The organism is Methanoculleus sp. UBA430 (assembly GCF_002506585.1).
Taxonomy (GTDB): Archaea; Halobacteriota; Methanomicrobia; order Methanomicrobiales; family Methanoculleaceae; genus Methanoculleus.
The window spans coordinates 205,479-227,396 of record NZ_DAXW01000001.1; the positions used below are offsets into that span (position 1 = coordinate 205,479).

The 21,918-nt window shown below is 60.8% G+C and carries 17 protein-coding genes and 1 pseudogene; 6 read left to right on the top strand and 12 right to left on the bottom strand.

Annotated features, from left to right (window positions below):
* Positions 1-17: 17 nt before the first annotated feature.
* The 3 genes from BRA49_RS01070 to BRA49_RS01080 form a co-directional block, all read right to left on the bottom strand.
* Positions 18-3,152 (bottom strand): DUF3427 domain-containing protein, encoded by a 3,135-nt coding sequence (locus BRA49_RS01070; RefSeq protein ID WP_292382677.1) that lies wholly within the window; start codon positions 3,150-3,152, stop codon positions 18-20.
* Between the two features lie 119 nt (positions 3,153-3,271).
* A complete protein-coding gene (locus tag BRA49_RS01075) occupies positions 3,272-3,601 on the bottom strand; it encodes a hypothetical protein (protein WP_292382680.1) in 330 nt (109 codons plus the stop codon).
* Between the two features lie 142 nt (positions 3,602-3,743).
* Positions 3,744-4,949, bottom strand: coding sequence for a deoxyguanosinetriphosphate triphosphohydrolase family protein (locus tag BRA49_RS01080; RefSeq protein WP_292382682.1), 1,206 nt, complete (start codon positions 4,947-4,949; stop codon positions 3,744-3,746).
* Positions 4,950-5,089: 140 nt separating this feature from the next.
* On the opposite strand from BRA49_RS01080, the gene BRA49_RS01085 reads away from it, so the two are divergent.
* Positions 5,090-5,755, top strand: coding sequence for a dihydrofolate reductase family protein (locus BRA49_RS01085; protein WP_292382683.1), 666 nt, complete (start codon positions 5,090-5,092; stop codon positions 5,753-5,755).
* 78 nt (positions 5,756-5,833) lie between these two features.
* On the opposite strand, the gene BRA49_RS01090 is transcribed toward BRA49_RS01085, so the two are convergent.
* From BRA49_RS01090 to BRA49_RS01105, 4 genes are all read right to left on the bottom strand, one after another.
* A complete protein-coding gene (locus BRA49_RS01090) occupies positions 5,834-9,883 on the bottom strand; it encodes a NosD domain-containing protein (RefSeq protein ID WP_292382685.1) in 4,050 nt (1,349 codons plus the stop codon).
* Between the two features lie 21 nt (positions 9,884-9,904).
* Positions 9,905-11,026 (bottom strand): hypothetical protein, encoded by a 1,122-nt coding sequence (locus BRA49_RS01095; RefSeq protein WP_292382687.1) that lies wholly within the window; start codon positions 11,024-11,026, stop codon positions 9,905-9,907.
* Between the two features lie 396 nt (positions 11,027-11,422).
* Positions 11,423-12,502, bottom strand: coding sequence for a hypothetical protein (locus BRA49_RS01100; RefSeq protein ID WP_292382688.1), 1,080 nt, complete (start codon positions 12,500-12,502; stop codon positions 11,423-11,425).
* A 5-nt stretch (positions 12,503-12,507) separates the two neighbouring features.
* Positions 12,508-14,880 (bottom strand): NosD domain-containing protein, encoded by a 2,373-nt coding sequence (locus tag BRA49_RS01105; RefSeq protein WP_292382691.1) that lies wholly within the window; start codon positions 14,878-14,880, stop codon positions 12,508-12,510.
* 549 nt (positions 14,881-15,429) lie between these two features.
* Between BRA49_RS01105 and BRA49_RS01110 the strand changes: the two genes are divergently transcribed.
* Positions 15,430-15,804 carry a dihydrofolate reductase family protein gene (locus BRA49_RS01110; RefSeq protein ID WP_292382692.1) on the top strand — a complete coding sequence of 125 codons (375 nt, stop codon included), beginning with the start codon at positions 15,430-15,432 and terminating at the stop codon, positions 15,802-15,804.
* 324 nt (positions 15,805-16,128) lie between these two features.
* Here BRA49_RS01110 and BRA49_RS01115 read toward each other — a convergent pair whose 3' ends face one another.
* Positions 16,129-16,422 (bottom strand): hypothetical protein, encoded by a 294-nt coding sequence (locus BRA49_RS01115; RefSeq protein ID WP_292382694.1) that lies wholly within the window; start codon positions 16,420-16,422, stop codon positions 16,129-16,131.
* A 60-nt stretch (positions 16,423-16,482) separates the two neighbouring features.
* Between BRA49_RS01115 and BRA49_RS01120 the strand changes: the two genes are divergently transcribed.
* Entirely contained in the window at positions 16,483-16,947 is a 465-nt protein-coding gene (locus tag BRA49_RS01120) for a phosphate-starvation-inducible PsiE family protein (RefSeq protein ID WP_292382696.1), read from the top strand.
* 88 nt (positions 16,948-17,035) lie between these two features.
* On the opposite strand, the gene BRA49_RS01125 is transcribed toward BRA49_RS01120, so the two are convergent.
* The 4 genes from BRA49_RS01125 to BRA49_RS01140 all read right to left on the bottom strand — a co-directional run bounded on the left by BRA49_RS01125 (position 17,036) and on the right by BRA49_RS01140 (position 19,919).
* Complete coding sequence (locus BRA49_RS01125; RefSeq protein ID WP_292382698.1) at positions 17,036-17,329, bottom strand: SHOCT domain-containing protein; 294 nt, start codon at positions 17,327-17,329, stop codon at positions 17,036-17,038.
* The gene (locus tag BRA49_RS01130) at positions 17,326-17,775 is read right to left on the bottom strand and encodes a DUF6325 family protein (RefSeq protein WP_292382699.1); all 450 of its coding nucleotides are present in this window, start codon (positions 17,773-17,775) and stop codon (positions 17,326-17,328) included. Before BRA49_RS01130 ends, BRA49_RS01125 begins: the two co-directional genes overlap by 4 nt.
* A gap of 137 nt (positions 17,776-17,912) precedes the next feature.
* Positions 17,913-19,361 (bottom strand): cardiolipin synthase, encoded by a 1,449-nt coding sequence (gene cls / locus BRA49_RS01135; protein ID WP_292382701.1) that lies wholly within the window; start codon positions 19,359-19,361, stop codon positions 17,913-17,915.
* 18 nt (positions 19,362-19,379) lie between these two features.
* Positions 19,380-19,919: a small multi-drug export protein gene (locus BRA49_RS01140; protein WP_292382703.1), complete on the bottom strand. Its 540-nt coding sequence runs from the start codon at positions 19,917-19,919 to the stop codon at positions 19,380-19,382.
* Positions 19,920-20,141: 222 nt separating this feature from the next.
* On the opposite strand from BRA49_RS01140, the gene BRA49_RS01145 reads away from it, so the two are divergent.
* From BRA49_RS01145 to BRA49_RS01155, 3 genes and pseudogenes are all read left to right on the top strand, one after another.
* Positions 20,142-20,423 carry a phosphate-starvation-inducible PsiE family protein gene (locus tag BRA49_RS01145; RefSeq protein WP_292382705.1) on the top strand — a complete coding sequence of 94 codons (282 nt, stop codon included), beginning with the start codon at positions 20,142-20,144 and terminating at the stop codon, positions 20,421-20,423.
* Positions 20,424-20,606: 183 nt separating this feature from the next.
* Positions 20,607-21,068: pseudogene (locus BRA49_RS01150) on the top strand (MFS transporter); the annotation flags it as partial.
* Positions 21,069-21,190: 122 nt separating this feature from the next.
* Positions 21,191-21,904, top strand: a complete 714-nt coding sequence (locus BRA49_RS01155; RefSeq protein WP_292382775.1) for an MFS transporter — start codon at positions 21,191-21,193, stop codon at positions 21,902-21,904.
* Positions 21,905-21,918: the final 14 nt, after the last annotated feature.

Below are 21,918 nucleotides of genomic sequence, written 5' to 3' on the forward strand. Positions count from 1 at the left end.
GTAGGTTTCGGCGGGGGCTAGCCGACCACCATCTTGTTCGCCTTCAGGAAGAACCCCGCGGGCATCGGGTGGTCGAGTTCCCAGGTGATGCTCATGGGCCGGCTCCCCTCGTGGGAGACGTAGCGGGCGGTTCCGAGGAAGAGATACGGTTGCGTGATGCCGTCGACGTTGTTGTATTCGCGGACGAAGAGGAGGATCCGGCTCCCCTGCTGTTCGTGCTCGATGTAGCGCCGGCCCGTCGGTGACGACGCGGATGTGGTGCTCTGGGACTGCCAGTGGAAGAGGGTCTCGCTGATCGCATAATCCCGGTACATGGTTGTGGGTGAGTAGTGCTCCTCGGTCTTGTTCAGGGTGACAAAGAACACGTCAGCCTTCTTATCCTTCAAGTATACAACACCCTCCCGGCCGCCCTCTGCCGGCTTCCGGGTCAGGGTGTAGTGGCCAAGCGCTGCAAAAGCCTGGGCCCGGGTGTAGATGGCGTGGAGTTCGAGAGCATTCTCGAAACCGAGGTCGAGAGGTCCTGGAAGAAACTCGAGGTGTGCCTCGTTATACTCCAGGAGATCACAGACCTCATGCCGGATTTCATCATGCCCGAAGATCTCCGGGAAGATATCCCTGATGTCCGCACTCTCGCCACGTTGGGGTTGATCGTTGAGCGAGTAGTAGAAGAGCGCAAGCACGCCCTTTTCGCGGTCCGATAGGACTGCCGGCGAGTAATGAGAGGGACCGGACAGCACCGCCCTGATGAGGCGGAGCGCTTCCGGCGAGTTCAGGGTCGTCAGCCGGATCCCGGCAGCTTTCGGGAAGAGGCGCTCATCAGCGTAGACCTCAGGGTATATGCCTGCCTCTGCAACCAGTGAACAGAAGGTACCCTTCCGGTAGACGTCGAGAGGCTCGAGGCTGTAGCGCTGGAGGAATTTCCGGAAACTGATAGGCTCGCCGATGTCCGCCTCAAATGAGCGAATACTCCGGATAAGCGTTGTCTTATCCGTTCTGTTTGCCTTGATGTTTGCAAGAACCTTATCCCGGGCCACTTTCTCCAGATGGATGTGACAGCCCCTGGGCAGCGAGTATGCGTCCTGAGCGATCTGGTCCACCAGGGTCCTTCCGCCCGACGAGAGGAGCGCCGCAATCCTCTCCCCGAACCGGAAGTTTCTGTTGTGGTTCCCGACGAAGTCGAGGACCGTGAGGCATTCCTTCCCGTCCGAGAGGCGGAGGCCCCGACCGAGTTGCTGGACAAAGACCGTGAGACTCTCGGTGGGGCGCAGGAAGAGGATGGTGTTCACTTCGGGGATATCGACACCCTCGTTGTAGAGGTCGACAACGAAGATGAAGTGGATCTTCCGGGCGACGAGGTCTTTCTGGATGGAGGAACGAAGTTCCCGCGGGCTCCCGGCGTGGAGGCAGGCCGCCGGGATGCCTGCCTCCCGGAACGATGCAGCCATATATTCAGCGTGTTCCACGGAGGCACAGAACCCGAGCCCGATGACTTCGGCAAGGTCGGTCGTGTAGTCCCGCACGGCCCTGGAGATCAGGTCCGCACGCTCCCGGTTCCCGGTGTAGAGCCTGGAGAGCTCGGCGGGATCGTAGCCGCCCCGCCTCCACGGCACACCATCGAGGTCAACGACATCGGTGACGCCGAAGTAGTGGAACGGGGCGAGGAGTTTCCGGTTGATCGCTTCAGGGAGTCGGATCTCGGCGGAGACCCTGCCGTTGAAGTACCCAAGAATGTCAAGGTTGTCCATCCTCTCCGGCGTTGCGGTGAGGCCGAGGAGGACCTTCGGGGTGTAGTGGGTGAGCAGTTTCTGGTATGAAGGGGCAGCGGCATGGTGGAACTCGTCGACAACGATCATATCGTAGTAGTCCGGGGGAGTGAGGTCCGAAAGGTTCCTGCTGTTGAGACTCTGGATCGAGGTGAAGAGATGATCGAACTGCGCAGGTTCGTTCCCGCCGACCAGGAGATCTCCGAAGTTCTGGTCATTTAGAACTCCCCGGAAGACCTGGAGGCTCTGTTTGAGGATCTCTTCACGGTGGGCGACGAAGAGCAATCTCGGGTACTCTCCCGGCCTCCGGATGAGACTTTTGTAGTCGAACGCGGATACAACGGTCTTTCCCGTCCCTGTGGCGGCGACGATGAGGTTCCTGTAGTTCTTGCGCACCTCCCGCTCGACCTTCAGGCGTTCGAGGATCTCTTTCTGGTAGTAATAGGGCTGGATGTCAAAGACCGGGCGGAGATCGAACTCACCCCGCTTCTCCCTGGAGAGGGCATGCCGCAATTGTTCCCGGCTCTCCGGGGTGTATGCGACGAACTCCGGGTCGTTCCAGTAGGTCTCAAACGTCTCCTCAATCTTCCTGATGATATCGTATGAGTCCTGCTCGGTGATCTTGATGTTCCACTCAAGGCCGCTCGTCATCGCAGGGCTCGAGAGGTTTGACGACCCGATATAGGAGGTGGAGAACCCGTTGTTTCTGTGGAAGGTGTAGGTCTTCGCGTGGAGCCGGGTCCTCTCGGTATCATAGGATATCCTGACGGTCGTATTCGGGAGGGCCGCGAGAACCTCGACCGCCTTGATATCAGTCGCCCCGGTATAGGAGGTCGTGATCACCCGGAGACAACCGCCATGCCGGACAAACTCTTTCAAATCATCGAGAATCAGCCGGATCCCGCTCCATTTGATGAACGAGACAAGAAGGTCGATGCGGTCAGCGGACTGGATCTCCTTTCTCATCTCATTCACGAGACCGGGCTCTTTCGGAGACCCGGTAAAGAGGCTGCTCTGCGCGATGGAGGTCTCTGGCCGCGCGGGTGCAATGATGTTGAGCGCTGAGGGGTTGCGTTCCGCAAGGGCGAGCAGGATCTCCGCGTCGGGCGTGATCGCACACCGTTCAAGCGTCTCATCGTGCAGTTCCGCGGCCAGGTGACCGATGAGGCGGTTGCAGATCCGGACCTGCTCCGCCAGCGGGAGATGCCGTTCATCGGCGGAGAGAAGAGCACCCCTGAGAATCTTTGCGATGTGTCGTGCGAGGACGTTCTGGGGGTCGAAGCGTGCGAGGGGATCTTTAAGAACCCTCCCTTCCCTTTCGGGGCCGGAGAGTTTTGATGCGAGATATTGGCTGATGACCTGTTCGTAGATCCCCGGAAGCAGTTCCATACTTCCCATTTGGGAGAGGGATTAAAAATGACTCTGATATGCTCCAACCTCATCGCGGCAGGGTGATGGGGGGTCCGGGCACCCTCCTACCGGGTCCGGTTCAGGAAGAACCCCGCCGGTTACCGCACCTCAACACTGTGCCGGTACGTCCTGCCGACGTCCCCGTCCAGTGTGAGGCTGACCCATTTTGTCTCTCCCGTGGGGATGAAGACCTGCACCGAGACCTCATCGCGTGTAAATCCCTTCTCCTCGTCGATCAGTCTCGCGGTCACGGTGACGTCCCCGTCGCGGCCGTCGTTCCGGATCTCCGCGTTCACGTTGTACACGAGCCCTTTTGCGAGGCTGATGTCCCGGATCGCAGAGTCCTGTACGACCTTCGGGTCGGGGCCGACAAGCCCAATACAGCCTGCTGTGAGAACAAATACTGCAGCCAGGCTCAAAATAAGCATTGATCTGCGCATAAAGAGGGTCAATGAGTAACGCTATATGAATTCACAGGAACCGGCGGGTTATGCCCATCGACTCAGAACAGGATTACCGGTGATAGCAGCAGGGCCTCCGTTCATGCCGGTCCTGTTCTTCCTGCAGGGTTCAGCCGCCCCGGTACCGCGACCGGACCCTTGCCGGGAGGATGCTCTGCCGGAAGACCCGCTCGAAGTAGCGGTCGGTCATCCCGGCGATGAAGTCCCGTGCAAGCTCCGCAGGCGCCGCGGCATCGACATACGCGCGAGATGCCCACGGCGCGTTGATGAGGTCTTCGTAGACCAATGATGCCTCGCGTTCCTCCTCGATATCCTCGAGGGTGCGGTCGAAGAGGTAGCAAAACATGAACCGGATCTTCTCTCGGTTCGCGAGGAGCCTTGGGTTTTCGTAGATGTGCTGCATATTGAACTCTTTGAAGGCCGCCACACACGCAGACGCCTCCCCTGAGAAGGCGATGCAGTCGGCATCGTAACTCCCGGCGATGATGTCGCGGATTAGGACGTCGAGCACTCTTCGATTAACTTCCGAGAAATTTTCCTTCTTTCGCCCGGCGATACCGAAAAAGTTCATGCAGTTCTCCGGGAAGTCATCGAGATCCCGTTCATCGATGACCGCGACCTCGAGAGCGTCCGCGAGATCGCGGCCGAGGTAGGAGATGCTGTCGGCGATCCTCACCACACACCCCTCGGCGGTGAGGGGGAGGGCATCGCCCCCGGCCTCGATCCGCGCCAATTTCTCCGCAAACGAGGCCCAATCGGCCTCGCCCTCGACCGTGAGGCTCCGGTCATGGACTTCACCGTTGTGGCAGAGGATCCCGTCCAGCACCTGTAGCGTGAGGTCGCAGTCCTCGACGACGTCGAGGAACCGGACGCTCTGGACGTTGTGCCGGAACCTCCCGAGCCCATGCTCGGTGCAGAGTTCGTCGAGGAACTTCTCCCCGAGGTGGCCGTAGGGGACGTGGCCGATGTCGTGACCGAGGGCGATCGCCTCGATCAGGTCCTCGTTCAGGCAAAGAGCTCTTCCGATCGTCCTTGCGATCTTCGAGACCAGCTGGACGTGGAGGACGCGGTGGGTGATGTGGTCGTTCTCGACGAGGTAGAAGACCTGGGTCTTGTCGATGTAGCGCGAGTAGGCCTTCGAGTGGACAATCCGGTCGGCGTCGCGGGAGAACGGCGGCCGGATGACCGGGTCCTCGGGTTTGCGGCCGGACCGCCTGAGGTAATCGGCGTTCCGGGTCGCCCGGTGCGAGAGGAGCGATTCGCGGTCGGCCATATTCCGTTCCATACGGTCAAAGATACTCTGCGGGATCTCCATCGGGTATCCTCCGGGAAGGCAGGCCAGGTTCGGTCGGGCCACCCTCCGGTAGAGAGTTCTCGGCCGGGAGAGGGGATAGGGCTTTCTGTACCGGGTAGAATCCGCGCAGGCTATATTTCCGATGCACGTACCCTTCCCGCATGTACCCGGAAGTCATCATCCACAACAGCGTGAGCCTCGACCACGCGGTGACGGGGTTTGAGGTCGATCTCGGCCTGCACTACGGCGCGCTCCTGGCCCTCGAGCCGGGGGCGGTCCTTGCGGGGTCGACCACGGCAAAGACCGGGATCGAACTCTTCATGGACATCACCCTGCCGGAGGCAGAGGCCGACCGGCACCGGCCCGAAGTGCGGCCGGACGACCGCCGCCCCATCTGCGTCATCGTCGACAGCAGGGGCGTGCTCAAGGGCCTGCTCCACTTCTACCGGAACATGGAGCATACGAAGGACGTCGTCGTCCTCGTCTCGGAGACGACGCCGGAGGAGTACCTTGAGTACCTCCGCGAGCGGGAGTACCCGTTCATCCGCTGCGGCGGGAACCGGGTGGACCTCCGGGGGGCCTTATGGGAGCTCGGCGAACGGTTCGGGGTCTCACGGGTGGTCTCCGATACCGGCCCCGAGTTGAACAACGTCATCATCCGGGAGGGGATCGCGGATACGATCAGTTTGATCGTTCATCCGGTCGTCGTCGGCGAGGGAGAGAAGAAACTCTTCGGCCGGGCCGGGGGACGGGTGGCGCTGGAACTGCAGAAGGCCGTGCCAATGGAGCAGGGCACGGTGCACCTGGTATATGCCGTAAAGAAGTAGAGGGGGTTCCGGGAGAGGTCAGACAGGCTGCCGGTTCCGGAAGAAGAGGAGATTGCCTGAGACCGGGCAAGCAGTTTCTCAGGCACTGATGGCGCAGAGCGTCCCGCTACCGGTCATGTAGAGCCAGTAGCCCTGCATCGGCTTCATCTCCCCCATATCGCTGTGAAGGCCCGTAGCGCCGTTGATCATTGAGGTCTCGTACACACCGGCTCCGGCATCGTAGCCGATCAGGGTCGTCCAGGCATCACCGACGGACGACAGAGTATCCCGTGCCGGTGCAGGGATCGTATCGGAGAACCCGATCGCATTCCAGCCCCGGGAAAGAGTCGTTTCCGGCGGAGCCTGAAGCGGATCTTCGTTGAACGAGAGCGGGACCGATGCGTCCTGGTCGGCATAGACCCAGTAACCCTGGAGCGGGCGGACCTGAGAGGACGGGTTCATCTGAAGCCATGTTTCGGTCGCGGCATCGTAAGCATACAGCGGTCGGCCGGCCATATCCACAGAGAGGAATATCTCAGCGGTATCGTTTCCTGCCGAGAGCCTTCTCGGTGTCGAGACAAAGTTCCAGCCCCGGCTGAGGACGATGGTATCGTTTATGGAGGGGCCGATAGACCCACCCTCGACCGCTACGCTCCCGGAACGAAGGTTGTTCGCCCGGTTGGCATCGGTCACCGTGCAGTCCGGATCGACCTGGACGGCAACCTCCATGGTCCCGGAGGCGGACGGTGTCCATGCAAAGGCCACAGTAGCGCTGCCGCCGGGCCCGAGTGCGGAGATCTCCTTCCGCCCGACCTCTGTTCCGTCGACGGCGAGGGCGACGGCCGTCCCGGGCGCTGCTGCATCACCAGTATTCTCGACCGTTGCCGTCACTGTGTAGGTGGTTCCGGTGGAGGCCGATGCCGGGACCTCAAGAGAGGTCACGGCAAGGTCGGGGAGGGCTTCGGGTACCGTCAGGGTGAAAGCATCAAAACTCATCCCGTCCGGGTAGATCTCGAGCACCTCGTTATTGTCGTCCGAGACGAGAGCCACCTCAACGAACTCCATCGTGGCGCTTCCGTTTTCATGGACGATCACCTTCGTGTAGCCCAGGGTGTGCTCGAGGCTGTTCTGGTAGCCGTCCGGCCTTTCGGTCGAAAGCGGGTAGAGCGGGCCGCCGCCTGTGCCGGTGACGACGTAGTTGACGCCGTCGACGAGATAGCGCTCGTAGGCATGGACGTGACCGGAAAAGACGGCCGAAACGCTTTCATTGGCGATCACCGGCCCCCATTCTTCACGCAGGTAGATGTTGCCGCCGGGATTGCGCCCTTCTGAAGTATAGGGCGGGTGGTGGAAGGCGACAAACTTCCAGCCGTCTTCGCCAGCAAGGTCCGCTTCCAGCCAGGCGGTCTCGTCGTCCATCCGGTCGCCGATCCAGGTGTTGGAGTCGAGGACGGCAACGTGCGCCCCGGCGCAGTCGAAGGAGTACCACTCGGGCATGCCGAAGGCGTCGTAATAGGCGCTGCTGTTCTCTTCGTGGTTGCCGAGGGCCGGGAAGAAGCTGGTGTTCGCGAAGACCGGGTCACCGGCTTCGAAGAATCTCTCCCACTCGGCCGCATCGTCCACCATGTTGACGGTGTCGCCGAGGTGAAGGACAAAGAGCGGTTCTTCGGCGGCGATGCGTTCGGCAACGAGGCTATGCCGCTCGAGCTGGGTGAAACTCTGGGACTCCTGGGTGTCGCCGTAGACGATGAAGGTGAATTCTCCGCTTTCCGGGAAGGTGCTGAAGGTGCGGTCGCCGGTAGCGGTACCCTCGGCGACGACGTGGTAATGGTAGCGGGTGCCGGGAGCGAGACCGGCGAGGTCTACGTGATGGAGGTCAGTCACCGAGGGATCGTCGATCGTGTGCTCGTAGCCGCCGTTTGCGGCGTAGTAGGTCTCGTCGGCGTACTCAACGCTACCGTTCGACGGAAGGTCGGTCCGCCAGTGGATCGTGGCCGTTGTCGTCGTGGTGCCGGTGACATACGGAGCCCACTCGATTGCGGCGGTCGCTGCGGCGACGGTGACGGTTGCCGCACCGGTAATACCGCCTGCGGTGGCGGTGACATCGGTCGTGCCGACGGCGAGGGTCTCGAAGAAGCCGGTGGCGTTCACCGTGCCGACCGAGGTGTTTGAGGAGGCCCAGACGAAGACGGTCTCCACAACAGGCGCATCCGCTACATCGTAGGCGGTGGCGTCGAACTGCTGCGTCTCACCGAGCACGAGTGCCGCAGAATCGGGCGAAAGGGCAATCCTGGCGATTGAAGGGGTGGTATACGTGATGATGCCGTCCTGCCATGAACCCATCATCGGGTAGTCGTCCGCGTAGGTGCCAAACGACATGGGAGTATCGCCGATGCCGTCGCCGTTTGTGTCGGCGCCGGTGTAGAGGGAGTAATGGTTGCCGACGTAGCCGGTGTATGCCGTGCCGCGATAGGTGTAGGCCACCTCGGCCGGGGAGTGGTAGGTGTTCGCGGTGGCGAGTTCAACGGTGCCGTCGAAGGTGTTGGCCCAGATAATGTTGTCTGCAGCCTGGTCTTTGGCGCAGATCTCGTCGTCGGCGTTGTTCTCGCAGGTGTTGTTGTAAATCAGGTTGTCGTGGGCGGTGTCGCGCAGGCTGATGCCGCGGCGGGTGTTCTCGTGGCAGGAATTCTTCTCGACGGTGTTGTTCGCTGCCGTGCCGCCGAGGTGGATGCCGTTATAACAGCCGGCGCAGTCGTTGCCGGTGACGACGCAGTTATTGAAGCCGACGATCTCGATCCCCGCGATGTGCTCGTTCGTCGGGCCGCGGACTGCAAACCCTTCGACGGTTGCGCCGTCGGCGTCGACGTCGAAAACCGGCTTGTCGGGGGCCGCAGCCGTGACGGTGACGGCATCGGAACCGTTCTCGGTGCGGATGACGAGCAGTTTGTCCACCAGGACGTTCTCGGTGTAGGCACCGTCCTTCACGACGATGGTGTCGCCCACGGTCGATGCCGAGACCGCATCGGAGATGGTGGTGAAGTCCGCACCCCCGTCGTCGTCGACGTACCAGGTCGTCGGCTCCTGCACCGGCGCTGCGATACTGCCGTCCTTCCACGCTCCCGCCAGGGGTGCATGGTCGGTGCCGAGGCCGTCCGGGAGGACGTACGGGGTGTCGATGATCCCGTCGCCGTCGGTGTCGTCGCCGGTGTAATTCGACCAGAAGTTGCCGGGGTAGCCGGTGTACTCCGTGCCCTTGTAGGTGTAAGTGACCGGGGTGGTGGCGTTCCAGTAGGTGGTGGTCGGGGCGGTGCTGTCCGTGTAAAGAACAGCACCCGATATATTGTTGTTCAGGTAGAACCGGTTTCCGTCGCCGGTGTCATAGAAGCAGATGGCGGTGCCACCAAAAGAGTTCCCGGTAATAACGTTGTCGGTTGCCGTTGTCTTCCATAGTCTAATTGCTTCATTGTGAGTGTTCTTGAAGGTGTTGTTGGCGACGGTGCAGCCTGTTACTTCACGAAGGGTGAGAGGGCGAGATCCTGTGCAGTTCTCGAAGAGGTTGTCCTCGATGGTTGCATTTGTAGATTCTTTCCTGATATACAGGGCGCTGGTGGTCACAGGTATGTTGACGAAGGTGTTGTTGACGATCCTGGCAGATGCACTGTATACATTGACTCCTGTATTGGTCGTAGGAGATAATAGGTTTTGAACGCTGTTGTTTGCAAAGGTGCAGTTCGGCGCACGAATTAGTATGGTGGCTGATCCTGTCAGCCCGTCAAAGACACAGTCTCTGATAATGCAATCTGAACCATATGTCGCCACCTGACCGGCTTTGAGGATCCTAAGTCCTTCGAATGTTGTTCCGGCCCCCTGTTCTCCGATATTGAGACTATTTCCTGTGCTATCCACTGTGACACAAGCGGCCCCCTCACCCTTAATGGTGAGATTAGGCACGGTTATGCTATAAAATGCCGGGTAGGTCCCTGCTCTGACGAAGATTGTGTCGCCCTCTGTAACGGCGCCCAGAGCCTCCGAGATAGTGGTGTAAACCCCATCTCCACCGTCGTCGTCGACGTAGAGGGTCGCGGCCGCAGTTGGTGCGACGAGGAGAGCAAGCAGGATAAGGCAGAATATTCCAATCGATTTTTTCATTGTAATCACCAAAGAAAAGGGTTAGTTGGCGTGGTGATGGGTCACCACGAGCCCTACGTAGTCGGTTGCAACGCGAGAAGACAGATCTTCCTCCTCCTCATAAACATGCGTCACGTTCTGCTTCACGAGCACTGTGACATTCCCGTTGACGACGTAGTTGACGATGTCTGAGGTAATGTCGCCGGTGAGCGCCTCGTAGCCGGTACCGTCCTTCCAGATGTAGGTGGTGGCGCCCTGGTCGGCACTGGAGTCGTCGTGGCTGCTGGTCCCGACCCAGGTGACGGCAAGTTTCTCGATGTTGCCCGCACTCTCGGTGACGTTGAAGACGAAGCGCTGGGCAGCGTACTCGCCGAGGGTTAATGTGTTGTACTCGTCAGCGTCGTTGTCGTCGTCTGCGATCTTCGACGTGTCAACAGTGGTGCCGCTCGGGTTGTTCAGGCCCGGAGAGGCGCCGACGCCGCCCTCATACGCGTACTCGACGGTGTCGCCGGTAGTGTTGAAGTCGTAGCGGTGCGGCGGGTAGATCTTCAGGTACTGGACGTACTTTGACGAGAGACCCTTTGCCGACGGCCAGCTGCCGCTGCTATCGGTATAGTTGTGACGATACCAGGGATCGAACGACGCCTCCATATCGCGGAGCGTCAGGTTGAGCGAATCGTCGACGCCGGGGGAAGACGCCGGGGTGTAGAAGAAGAGCCTCATCCCGTAGGTATAATGGGGGACGAAGCCGTAATCAGAGTCCCACCAGGCGACGATCATGTCGCCTTGACTGCTGTTCGGTGTGTAGACGTTGTCGTAGCCGAAGTAGAGGGGGAACCCGTCGCTTGACTGGACCTTGAGCTCGTCGCCGTCGCTCATGCCGCCGACTTCATCGGTGATGTTGCTGACCCGGGAACCGTTGTGACCATAGAAGTTGATCATGTTCTGGCCGCCGTCGCCCCAGGGGTCGCCCGGATCGAAGGTCGGGCCCTGCATGTAGACCGGCCCGTTGCTGTAGACCGACGAGAGCGCCTGCAGCTCGGCGAGGTTGAAGGTCTCGGAATCGACACTCTGCGAGTAGTTGTTATCGGCATACTTCGTTACGGTCACGCTCGTTGTTGCCGCCACGACAGGCGTGACAAGGACGAGCAGTACAATGCTCATCGTCATGACCGCAATGAATGCAGCCCGGTGCGAGGGAAGTCTTTTTCTGGAGAGCATGTTTTTTTTACACTCCTCTTTAAACAATTCCAATTTCAGTAACGAACGATATAATATAGTGTGTTTAATAAACAAGGTTTATCAGTCAGATTCGCATCTATGAGGAGTGCCACGTAAACCGAAGCTAATCGATATCCAGGCGATGTATATGCAATATTGTGGAGCCCGAAAGATCAGCCTTAAATCGAATGAATTTTGGCCTTTCCGGGCCCGGCCATCGGGAGGACGACCCCCCGAACCGGGATATGAAACCGAACGGATGACAAAGGAGCGATAAATGATATATTGGGGTAGAATATTTACGCAGGTGCCGCGGAGGGCTTACCTGCGCGCCCCGGATCACCGGGATTTCTTGCGTCTCTGCAGGATGTAAATGGCTCCGACAGCGACGATCAGCACCGGGATCCCGGCCAGAGCCGCCCCGGGGATGGTGTCGGACCCTGGTCCACCTGCAGGAGCTCCGGTCTCGCCGGCCGAAGCCTCGGCAAGGGGCGTCTCAACCGCCTGCGAAGACGCTGTCTCCCCGGTAAACAGGGCGAAGACCGAGAAATGCGAGACCTTCGCCGTCACCGTCCTCGTGGCCGCGTCCACCTCGACCGGCAGGCCGACCCATTCGCCCGCCGCTGCGTCGTACCACCTGACAGAGAGGTCGGCGGCCCGGAGGTGCGACCACTCTTCCTCGCTGAGGGTGAAGGTGAGGGGGACGGCAGGACTGAACACCGCCCCCGCTGGCCCGCACTTCACCGCACGGCCGGCAAACGCATAGGTCGCACCGCCGGGGACCGGCGGTACGGCGCCTTCGTTCACCGTTTCAACCATCACTTCCCGGAGCGGCTTCCCGTCGGCACCGGTGGCGACCACGCCCGACGCCACCGCCAGGGTGCAGATGCGGTCCTCCGTCGTCACCGTGACCGACCGGGTCACCGTACCCGTAGAGGTTGTCTGAAGTTCTCCGGCCCCCGGTGTCTGTCCGGTCGTCGGTGTGGTGCTCTGCGCCGTGGTCCCCGAACCGCCGGCAGAAGAACTGCCGCCACCGTCGGAAGACGGGCCGCTGCCACCCGTCGAGACGCTCAGGTCGAAACGACGGCCGTCACCGGCCTTAAATGTCGCCGTTTCCCCGGCATACACTCCGTTCACCGTGAAACGGATCGTCCTCCCGCCATCATCATCGTCCCCCTCGACCACCAGTTTGTCTCCAAGTTCCGCGTAATTACCATACTTTCCGATCTCGGTCGTCGTGATCTCTCCACGTGTCTCGCCGTCGATCAGGGCGGCAACTGTCGTCCCGACCGGGGCCGGGTTCCCGTCGATCGTCACGCTGCCATGGAAGGCGCAGGGGAGGGCGGGAATCGCCCAGGCCCAGGATACCAGGGCAGAGAGAAGAACGAGTGTTATCACCGCCGTTCCGGTTCGTCCCATGCAACTCACCCGCTGATTGCACAGAGGCGTCCTGCAGATCTCATAAAGACCCAGTAGCCCTGCATCGGCTCGAGGTCGCGTCCATCCCCATGGGCCCCTTGTGCTCCATTGATGAACGAAACCTCATAACGCTGCTCCCCGGCGCCAAACCCGATGGCGCAACTCCACTCGTCCACAATCGAAAGGAAGGCATTCCGGGCCGACGTTGGAGAGAAACCGGTGAATCCGACAGCGTTCCACCCTTGAGCGAGAGTCCGCTCCGGGGGAGTGCTGACCGGGTCCGGATCAAAAGTGAGCGGCACAGTGCAGGGTGTCTCGGAGTACACCCAGTACGCCATGAGCGGGCTGAGTGGGTCATCTGCACGGAGCGTCTTCCATCCGGCGACGGCATCGTATGAGTACATCGGGCGGCCGACCATGGAAACACCGGAGAAGACTGCCGCCGTATCCAATCCAGATGCAAGCGTTCGCGGCACCGAGATAAAATTCCAGCCCTGAGAAAGAGGGATCACGTTGCCCTCTCCCACGTAGTTCCCGAACCGCTCCGCCAGCGGATAGCGGTCATACTGGGGGGAGAACTCCGGCGAATGGACTGGCAACGAATATATCGTGTCCCCGATCCCGTCGCCGTCTGCATCCTCCCCGGTATATCCGCGACCACCCACGTTCTCCCAGTAGTTCCCGACATACCCCGAATATGTCCGGTTTTCATAGACATAGGAGACCGGTTCAGTCGAGTTCCAGGCGTTCGGCCCGGCATCGACAGTCACGAGGAGCACGCTGCTTAAGAAATCGTTCATATAAACAGTGTTGTTCTCCGAACCCCACTCTACCACAAGACAGTGAGCTCCCTGGGGGTTACAGCAGTCGAGCACGTTATAGGCGATAAGATTGTCGCACGACGCCCTGAGATTGATCGCCCCTCCGCCTTCCGCACCGACGAGGGTGTTCCAGATGAACTGGTTCCTACCAGAAGACTCGGCCCAGATACCGTAATCGGCGTTATAACTCAGGTTGCACCCTGTCACAAGCGTATCGTCCGAACCCTCATAGAGATCGACGCCGCGGTAACAATTGTTGCAGGAGCAGTTCAGAATCTCGTTACCCGGCGCTGCGTGCAGGGAGATCCCGTGGCTGTTATTCGTGCAGACCAGATCCGCGAAGGTACACCCCGTCGCATCGAATACACCCAGACCGGCGCCGCCGGTTTCAGCATCCCGCAGGGTAAACCCACTGACGACGGCGCCGTCGGCCGTGACGGAGATCACATGATCGTCCTTTGACTCGGTCCTCGCCACGCGGATGATTGTCTTCTCGGGTCCGTTCTCCGACCGGACCACAATGCTCTTCCCGATGACGACGTTATCCTGGTAAGTCCCGTCCCTCACGATGACGCTGTCTCCCGCTCGGGCGGCGTCCACCGCCGCCTGGATGGTGGTAAAGTCTGCACTTCCATCGGCATCGACGACGTACGTCTGCGGTTCATGCGGCCCGGCCACCTCGACGGCGATCAGGTTCTCACGGGTGCAGGTGTCACTCCCCTGGTCGTTGGAGACGGTGAGCATCACCGTATAGACTCCATCGTTCTGGTATGTGTGCTTCGGGTTCTGTTCGGCGGAGGCCATGCCGTCCCCGAAGTCCCAATCCCACTCCGTCGGGACGTTTGCCGAGGTATCGTTGAACTGCACCGTGAGCGGGGCCTCCCCTGCAACCGGTTCAGCCGTAAAATCGGCTATCGGCGTCCGGGGTGTCTCGTTGCTGTAGATAGTAATGGTTTTGATGTTCTGCACCGAGACGCCGCTTGCCGAAGGATAGATCCCGGAATAGTAGTACCAGTAATCTTCGGCCCAGGACTCATGCATATCCCAGTTGCCCCAGACATGCATGCCGTCTGCGTTGGTCGTCTCCCCCAGGAAGTACAGACGCATCCCATCGGTGAAACTCTGGTTCACATAACCGGTGTCGCTCCCGTGATACCAGGCAAGGCAGAACGGTCCCTGCCTCGCGTTGGGGCTGTAGATGTACTCTGCAGGCCACTCTTTCGGCAACCCGTCCGATGCGACGAACTTCACCCTATCCTGGGGTTCCGCACCGCCGACAAGGTCGAGCAGATCTGCAACGTCGGTGCCCATGAACTCCCCGTGGTCCTTATAGATCAGGTTGACGTCCTCGGTCGGGTTCCACGGGTCGTATGTCTCACCCGGGTGGGCTTCATTCCAGGCATCCTCAAAGATCGGACCCTGCATATAGTAGATCGTCTCTCCGTCGCCGATTACCGGGAGGTTCTCCTTCATCCACTGCCAGTCCACCGTCGTCTGGTTGAGGACTGTCACTCCGTCGGAAGCAAGCTTGGTGACGGTCACATCCGTCGTGGTCATGCCGGCCGAAACGGGTGCGGCAAGAAGGCTGCAGAGGACAAGAAGGCATAATGCCGTGATGCCGGCTTTGCAATTCGTTCCTGCTCCGGCATTCGGTAAATTCTCAAAAGGTGCGATTCCATACATAGAGATCACTGCTCTCGATGACCGGTCATCCGGATGGGGGTAGGATATGGTCAGGATCGATCTCATCGCCCGGATATAAATAATTGATCATTATTAATTAAACAAGTTAATTTAAATATATTAATTTATGCGAGTTTTTCGACCGGGACGCTGGTCCCCGGCCCGTGGCTCCGCCCCGTTACTGGTGTTTGCGATAAGGATTTTATTTGGAGATTGCAGCCCTCCGTATGGGCGTAACGGCAAAGATAGGAATGGACGGATCCTTGAGAGCGCCGAAGGACAGTCCCTGCGCCACACGGATCGAACGGCACTCCCGCCAGACGCTTGCAGGATTCTGCGAACGGCAGCACGCTGCAGTCAGAGAGAGGCACACCCGGTTCGACCGCAGGGTACCTGAAGGGCCTGCTCCACTTCTACCGGAGCATGGAGCATACGAAGGACATCGTCGTCCTCGTCTCGGAGGCGACGCCGAGGGATTACCTCAACTACCTCCGCGAGCGGGAGTACCCGTTCATCCGCTGCGGCGGGAACCGGGTGGACCTCCGGGGGGCCTTATGGGAGCTCGGCGAACGGTTCGGGGTCTCACGGGTGGTCTCCGATACCGGCCCCGAGTTGAACAACGTCATCATCCGGGAGGGGCTTGCCGACACGATCAGCCTGATCGTCCACCCGGTCATCGTTGGCGAGGGTGAGAAGAAGCTCTTCGACCGGGCCGGGGGGCGGGCGGCGCTGGAACTCCGGAAAGCCGTGCCGATGGAGCACGGCACGGTCCACCTGGTGTACGCGGTGAAGAAGTAGAGGGGGTTCCGGGAGAGGTCCGGCAGGCTGCCGGTTCCGGATGAAGAGGGGGGTTGCCTTGGGCCGGACAGCAGTCTCTCAGGCACTGATGGCGCAGAGCGTCCCGCTGCCGGTCATGTAGAGCCAGTAACCATACATCGAAATGACTTTTGGCCTTTCCGGGCCCGGTCATCGGGAGAACGGTCTCCCAAACCGCGATATGAGACCGAACGGATGACAAAGGAGCGATGAATGACAAGTTAGGGCAGAATATTTACGCAGGTGCCGGGGAGAGCCTACCTGTTTCACTCTGATCCCGTAACCGGGGACGAAGCCCGGTACTGATCAGGAAGTGCCTTTCGCGAGACCGAACGTGCCCATCATCTTGCAGAAAGCGAAGAACTCCACGAGCGCTTCTGCCTTATCGTGGGCGGTGCCGGGGGGAACGGCCGGGGGATAAAACCGGTGCCCCTCCGGGAGGTCCTCACCATACACGTCAGAAGACCAGCTGGACGAACCCGAATGCTGCGAGAGGGATGAACCCCGGCGTTCGCGGTATGCCGCCATGCCGTGGAATGTGCTCTCCGCCCTATGAATCTTGCCCCGGGGCAGACTATCTCCCCGTCTCTCCGGGAGCATGGTGCCTCCCTGCACCGCGTGAAGCCTTGAAGATCCCCCAAATGGAAATTTGCGGCGTTTTTGTCACCTAATTATGCGGACCGGCAGCAGATCCTATGCATACGCCGTTTCGTAGAGTTATTTGCGTGTTTCACCTACGTCGTACTCATCATATCCCGGATCGTGTTGCTCTCCTTCACGCTCCTCGAATTAGATTGGCTGGTGGTCGAAGGATTGATCGACGAGTCCGCCTATCGGCTTGACATTCTGGACCTCTTCGGATACTTCCTGTTGATCCCCATCGGCCCGGAACCCATGGAGACGATCAAGGCCTACCTTGACAGAAGGGAACTCCTCGTCGCGATCATCGTCATCGCAAGAGAGGTTACCCCCCTCGGTTCGGCGACTGCGGGCGAGCTCATCGGGATCGCGCTGATCGTCATTGCCCTCTGCGGCGACTACTACCTCATACGCCGGGCGGGGTTGCCACATGCTCTCCCCCCGGACGACGGCGTGCTGGTGTGCGAGGGGCGGGAAGAGCCGTAGTAGCCGGTCGTCTGCGGAGCAGTACGGTCTGCTCATCTGTATGGTGACGGGGGCCGGCATCAGTAGATTAGCGGTGGATCCGGCTGCCCTACTGCGCAAGGATCTTCTGCTTCTCCTGCTGGAACTCCTCCTCGGTCAGGGCCCCCATCTGCTTCAGCTCCGCGAGTTCCCGGAGTTGAGCCATCTTCTCCTCCTGGGTTATCCCCGCCCGGGCGGGGGGAGCCTGCTCCTCGTATGGTGCTGTCTGTTGCGCCTGCGCCGCCTTCTTTATCTCCCTCTGCTGCATCCTCTTATCGACAGCCCGGGTGGTCACGGTGGCCGTCCCCGCGACCACCGCGGTACGGGCCACGGTGCCGATAAGGCCCGGCCGGCCGCCTCTCATGGTGCCGCCTCCAGTGCTTCCTGCTCTTCGGGCTTCCATGCCAGCGCGGCGTCAACCACTTCTTTCGGGATACGTTCGCCTGCGATCAGCCTCCCATTGGCCGCAAGAACGGCATCGCGGAACCTCGTTGCCCATACGTGCTCGAAGAGGAGCAGCGCCACGGAGCTGTTCGTCTCCATGACTGCGCTGACCTTCTCGACATCCTCCTCGGCAAAGAGTGTGCTCGCCTCCCGTGCAAGCGGGGCAAATGCATCCGCCGCATCCTTCTGGAGGTCGGCAAGCTCCATCACGCTGATATTGCCCTGATCGTCTTTCCTCATGAAGACGAGATCGATGATGCGGATGACGCCTTTATCGACCACCTCACGCAACGCCGGGATGATCTCGCCTTTGAACTGGTTTCCCGGAAACTCGATGACCATATACTCGACCGGACCAAGAGACATCGTGCGCCTCCGGAGCAGGATGCCGGTTCAACTATATATCTCGATCTGTTGCCCGGCCGGGATCTGCATGAGGTCTCTCCGGCGGATCGGGAAGACTGAGGCGTGAGCGGGCAATGCCGATGCTCTTCCTCCCCTCCTCACCCGAGGGGTGAGAAGAGCCGCGATACCGACTCCTTGAACCTGGTCCGGCGGGAGCGCCTGCCGTACCGTTCCAGCGTCAGCTCGGTGCTCTGGGCAATATCCTCGAGGAAGCGTCGTTTCAACTCCTCCCCAACGGCCGCATCGTAGAAGAAAGCGTTCGCCTCGAAGTTCAGCCGGAAGCTCCGCACGTCCCAGTTCGCGCTCCCGACGGAGCCCACTCTCCCGTCCACGACGATGGTCTTTGCATGAATGAAGCCGTTATCGTAGGTGTAGACCCGCACGCCGGCGTCAAGCAGATCGGCGGCGAAGGAGAGGGTCGCCCAGTAGACGAAGGGGTGGTCCGGCTTAGAGGGGATCATCAGGCGGACATCGGCGCCGGAGAGAGCCGCGAGACGCAGGGCGTCCGAGATGCTGTCGTCGGGGATGAAGTAGGGGGTCTGGAGGTAGACGGACTCGCGGGCGGCGTTGATCAACTTGATATAGCCCTCCTTTATCGGGCTCCGGCGGGTGTCCGGGCCGCCGGAGACGATCTGGACGGCAGTGGTGCCATCGCCGTCCGGTCCGGGAAAATAGGCCGGGTCTGCTCTCAGGTATTCGCCGACTGCGAAGTGCCAGTCGAGGAAGAACCGGAGCTGCAGCAGCTTCACGGCCTGTCCCGTGATCTTCACGGCAGTATCCCGCCAGTAGCCGAGAGGCCCTCTGCCCAGATACTCGTCCCCGATATTGAACCCGCCGATGAAGCCGATCCTGCCGTCGATGACCGCGATCTTTCGGTGGTTGCGGTAGTTGACCCGGTAGACCGAGGGGAAGAAGACGCCGATCCGGCCGCCTGCATCCGTCAGTTCCCGGAACGCCGCCCGCGACCCGCCCCCGGCCCGGGTCCCCAGGGCGTCGAAGAGCAGCCGGACCTCCAACCCCTCCGCTGCCTTCGCGGCGAGCGCGTGCACGACTTCCCGCCCGAGTTCGTCGTTGTTGACGATGAAGTACTCCAGGTGGATATGGTGGCGTGCATCCCGGATTGCGGCGAACAGGGCCTCGAACTTCTTGTTTCCGTCCGTGTAGATCTCGACCCGGTTGTCTTCCGTCAGGAACGCACGGTTGCTCTGGAGAAGCGCGAGAATGACGTCGCGGTACCGTTCCGCTTCCGGGCTGGAGAACCGGTACTGCCCTTCGAGAAGTCTCCGGTGCTGCTCCTCGAAGATCGCCCTGAGGGCGGCGTCGTCTTTTGCCTTGAGGGTGAACAGCCGCTGCCTGGTGTAGTTCTGGCCGAGGAAGAGGTACAGCACGAACCCGATCAGCGGCAGGAAGAAGAGCACCATCAGCCAGGCCAGGGTTGCCGTAGGGTTTCTCCGTTCAAAGAAGATGACGACGATCGCAAAGAGGGTGTTGAGGAGGTAGATGACGCCCGCGACAAACGACCAGTCCATACCGATGAGTCCGGGCATGCTATCCCGCCGCCTGCATCAGAAGACCACCCGGACGAACCCGAGCGCCACGAGCAGGAGGAAGCCGGTGACGAGGATCCATCCCAGCGTGACGAAGAAGATCGACTGGAGTTTGTTCCAGCGTAAAAGCCACCCGATGACGACGCTCGAGTAGAGCCCGATCACCGGGAGCATGGGGAGGATAATGAGCGTGACGGCGCCGTACCTGTGCAGGACCGGATACCTCGCCATCTTCTCCTCCGTGCTCTTCGTGAAACTCCGGACCCTCTCCGAAGTTTCGGCAAACACGTCCAGGATCTCGTAGATGGCAAGGACGATCCCGACCTCCACGAACGTCATGACCACGAGGATGAAGAGGGGATTTAAGCCGAGCGAGAGACCGATGAAGGCGGCGTTTGCCTGGAGAATGAGGGTGGAGACGATCAGGGAAAAGACCCTCCCGACCGGGACCGAGAGGAGAAGGGCGAGGACAACGGGTATCAGGGTGGCGAGAACGAAGGCGATGGCGATTGCCCGAAATCCCTTCCGGACCCCGTCAATCACCCTGGAGCTCTCCATCGTTCCACCCGGACGCCGGTATGAACCCCGGAGGCCTTACCATTCCGGCGTGCCATAGGATGCCCACATCGGTATATGAACCTTGCCCGGAAGCATCTCCCGCGCCCCGTGCACCTGCAGGGCAGCATGCTCCATGGTGCCGTGCAGACCCGGGGAATCCCGCAGGCGCAAAACAGCGACGTTTCCGGCACTTATTTGTGCGGACCTGCACGATGATTATGCATGCGCCGTCTCGTGGAGCGGTTTGAGCATTTTGTCTATGTTGCGCTGATTGCATTCCTGGTAGTGCTGCTCTTCTTCACGCTCCTCGAACTGGGGTGGATGGTGGCCGTGGGGGTGTTTGAGATCTCCATCTACCGGTTCGACAGTGAGGAACTCTTCGGCCTCCTCGGCTACTTCCTGCTGGTCCTCATCGGCCTCGAACTCCTGGAGACAGTGAACTACCCCGCCTCTCGGGCGGGGATGCCGCATTCGCTCATGCCGGAGCGGCGCGAAGAACCGTGATAGCCGTCTTTGGCCTACAGGTTTAAGTGCCTGAGTTGCAACTGGACGCGATGAGATCTCCGGCAGTCTCCGGTGACAGAGTATTCCTGTTATTCTGCGAGATCCCCCCTCCCCCTACGGCGGGGTTCCATGACCCGCCCGGCCGCGTTCGGCAGAGGCCCCATAGCGGGGAGGAGGGCCCCTATGGCATCTGAACCCGGCCGTGTCACGGGGTTCGTCCTCGTCGTCGCCGCCGTTGCCGCCGTTGCCGGGATCCTCTTCGGGTTCGATACCGGCGTCATCTCCGGGGCGATCCTCTTCATCAGCGAGGAGTTCAGCCTGACAGGTATCATAACCGAGGTGGCGGTGAGCGCCGTGCTGATGGGCGCGATCATCGGGGCGCTCTTCGGGGGGCCTCTCTCCGACCGGGTGGGGCGCCGCAGCTCTATCCTGGCCGCATCGCTGATCTTCCTCGCGGGCACGGTCGTGGTCGTTCTCTCCCCCATCTTCTCCATCTTCCTCGTCGGCAGGATCCTGATCGGGATCGCGATCGGCGTCGCATCGTTCGTCGCGCCCCTCTATATCTCGGAGATTGCGCCGGAACACATCCGGGGCGCCCTCGTCTCGCTCAACCAGCTCCTGATAACGGTCGGCATCCTGATCGCCTACGGCGTGAACTACTACTTTGCGGCGGCCGGCGACTGGCGGGCGATGTTCCTCGCGGGCGTGATGCAACCGTCCTCAGAAAGATCCGCGGCACCGCGGATGTCTCGGACGAGCTCGGGGAGATCGAGAGGAGCGTGCTCACTGAAGGGGCGGGGACGTTGTCGGACCTGGTCGCGCCCGCTGTCCGGCTCCCGCTGCTTCTGGGTGTGGGCCTCGCGATCCTCCAGCAGGCGACCGGGATCAACACCGTCATCTACTACGCTCCGACCATCTTCCAGTTTGCCGGCCTTACGGAGGCGACCGCCTCGATCGCCGCGACGGTCGGGATCGGCGTCGTGAACGTCCTGGTGACTTTCATCGCCATCCGGCTCGTCGACCGGGCGGGGCGCCGGCCGCTGCTCCTCTGGAGCCTTGCCGGGATGGGCATCGCCATGCTGCTCCTCGGGGTCGGGTTCGCCCTCGAGAACAGCGGCGCCGGAGGGGCAGCCGTCTCGCTCGGGCAGGTCACCGCGGCAAGCCTCATCATCTATGTCGCCGCCTTTGCGCTGGGCCTCGGCCCGATCTTCTGGCTGCTCATCGCTGAGATCTACCCGCTCAGCGTGCGGGGACTGGCCATGAGCCTCGCGACGGTCACGAACTGGGCCGCAAACTTCATCATCGCAGCGACGTTCCTCTCGCTGGTGGACCTCATCGGGGAGTCGGGGGTCTTCCTCCTCTACGCCCTGGTTGCCCTGCTCGCGTGGCTCTTCGTCTTCAAACTCGTGCCGGAGACGAAAGGGCTGTCTCTGGAGCAGATCGAGGCCTACTTCCGGTCCCGTGGGCGCCCGGGCGGGTGATGGGACAGGCCGGG

Excerpts from the sequence above, each read along its gene's own strand:
- BRA49_RS01145 (WP_292382705.1), top strand. The coding sequence starts at position 20,142 with ATGCGCCGTCTCGTGGAGCGGTTTGAGCATTTTGTCTATGTTGCGCTG.
- cls (WP_292382701.1), bottom strand. The coding sequence starts at position 19,361 with ATGCCCGGACTCATCGGTATGGACTGGTCGTTTGTCGCGGGCGTCATC.
- BRA49_RS01130 (WP_292382699.1), bottom strand. The coding sequence starts at position 17,775 with ATGTCTCTTGGTCCGGTCGAGTATATGGTCATCGAGTTTCCGGGAAAC.
- BRA49_RS01100 (WP_292382688.1), bottom strand. The coding sequence starts at position 12,502 with ATGGGACGAACCGGAACGGCGGTGATAACACTCGTTCTTCTCTCTGCC.
- BRA49_RS01075 (WP_292382680.1), bottom strand. The coding sequence starts at position 3,601 with ATGCTTATTTTGAGCCTGGCTGCAGTATTTGTTCTCACAGCAGGCTGT.
- BRA49_RS01105 (WP_292382691.1), bottom strand. The coding sequence starts at position 14,880 with ATGACCACGACGGATGTGACCGTCACCAAGCTTGCTTCCGACGGAGTG.
- BRA49_RS01085 (WP_292382683.1), top strand. The coding sequence starts at position 5,090 with ATGTACCCGGAAGTCATCATCCACAACAGCGTGAGCCTCGACCACGCG.
- BRA49_RS01125 (WP_292382698.1), bottom strand. The coding sequence starts at position 17,329 with ATGAGAGGCGGCCGGCCGGGCCTTATCGGCACCGTGGCCCGTACCGCG.
- BRA49_RS01070 (WP_292382677.1), bottom strand. The coding sequence starts at position 3,152 with ATGGAACTGCTTCCGGGGATCTACGAACAGGTCATCAGCCAATATCTC.
- BRA49_RS01140 (WP_292382703.1), bottom strand. The coding sequence starts at position 19,919 with ATGGAGAGCTCCAGGGTGATTGACGGGGTCCGGAAGGGATTTCGGGCA.
- BRA49_RS01115 (WP_292382694.1), bottom strand. The coding sequence starts at position 16,422 with ATGCTCCCGGAGAGACGGGGAGATAGTCTGCCCCGGGGCAAGATTCAT.
- BRA49_RS01110 (WP_292382692.1), top strand. The coding sequence starts at position 15,430 with ATGGAGCATACGAAGGACATCGTCGTCCTCGTCTCGGAGGCGACGCCG.
- BRA49_RS01080 (WP_292382682.1), bottom strand. The coding sequence starts at position 4,949 with ATGGAGATCCCGCAGAGTATCTTTGACCGTATGGAACGGAATATGGCC.
- BRA49_RS01095 (WP_292382687.1), bottom strand. The coding sequence starts at position 11,026 with ATGAGCATTGTACTGCTCGTCCTTGTCACGCCTGTCGTGGCGGCAACA.
- BRA49_RS01090 (WP_292382685.1), bottom strand. The coding sequence starts at position 9,883 with ATGAAAAAATCGATTGGAATATTCTGCCTTATCCTGCTTGCTCTCCTC.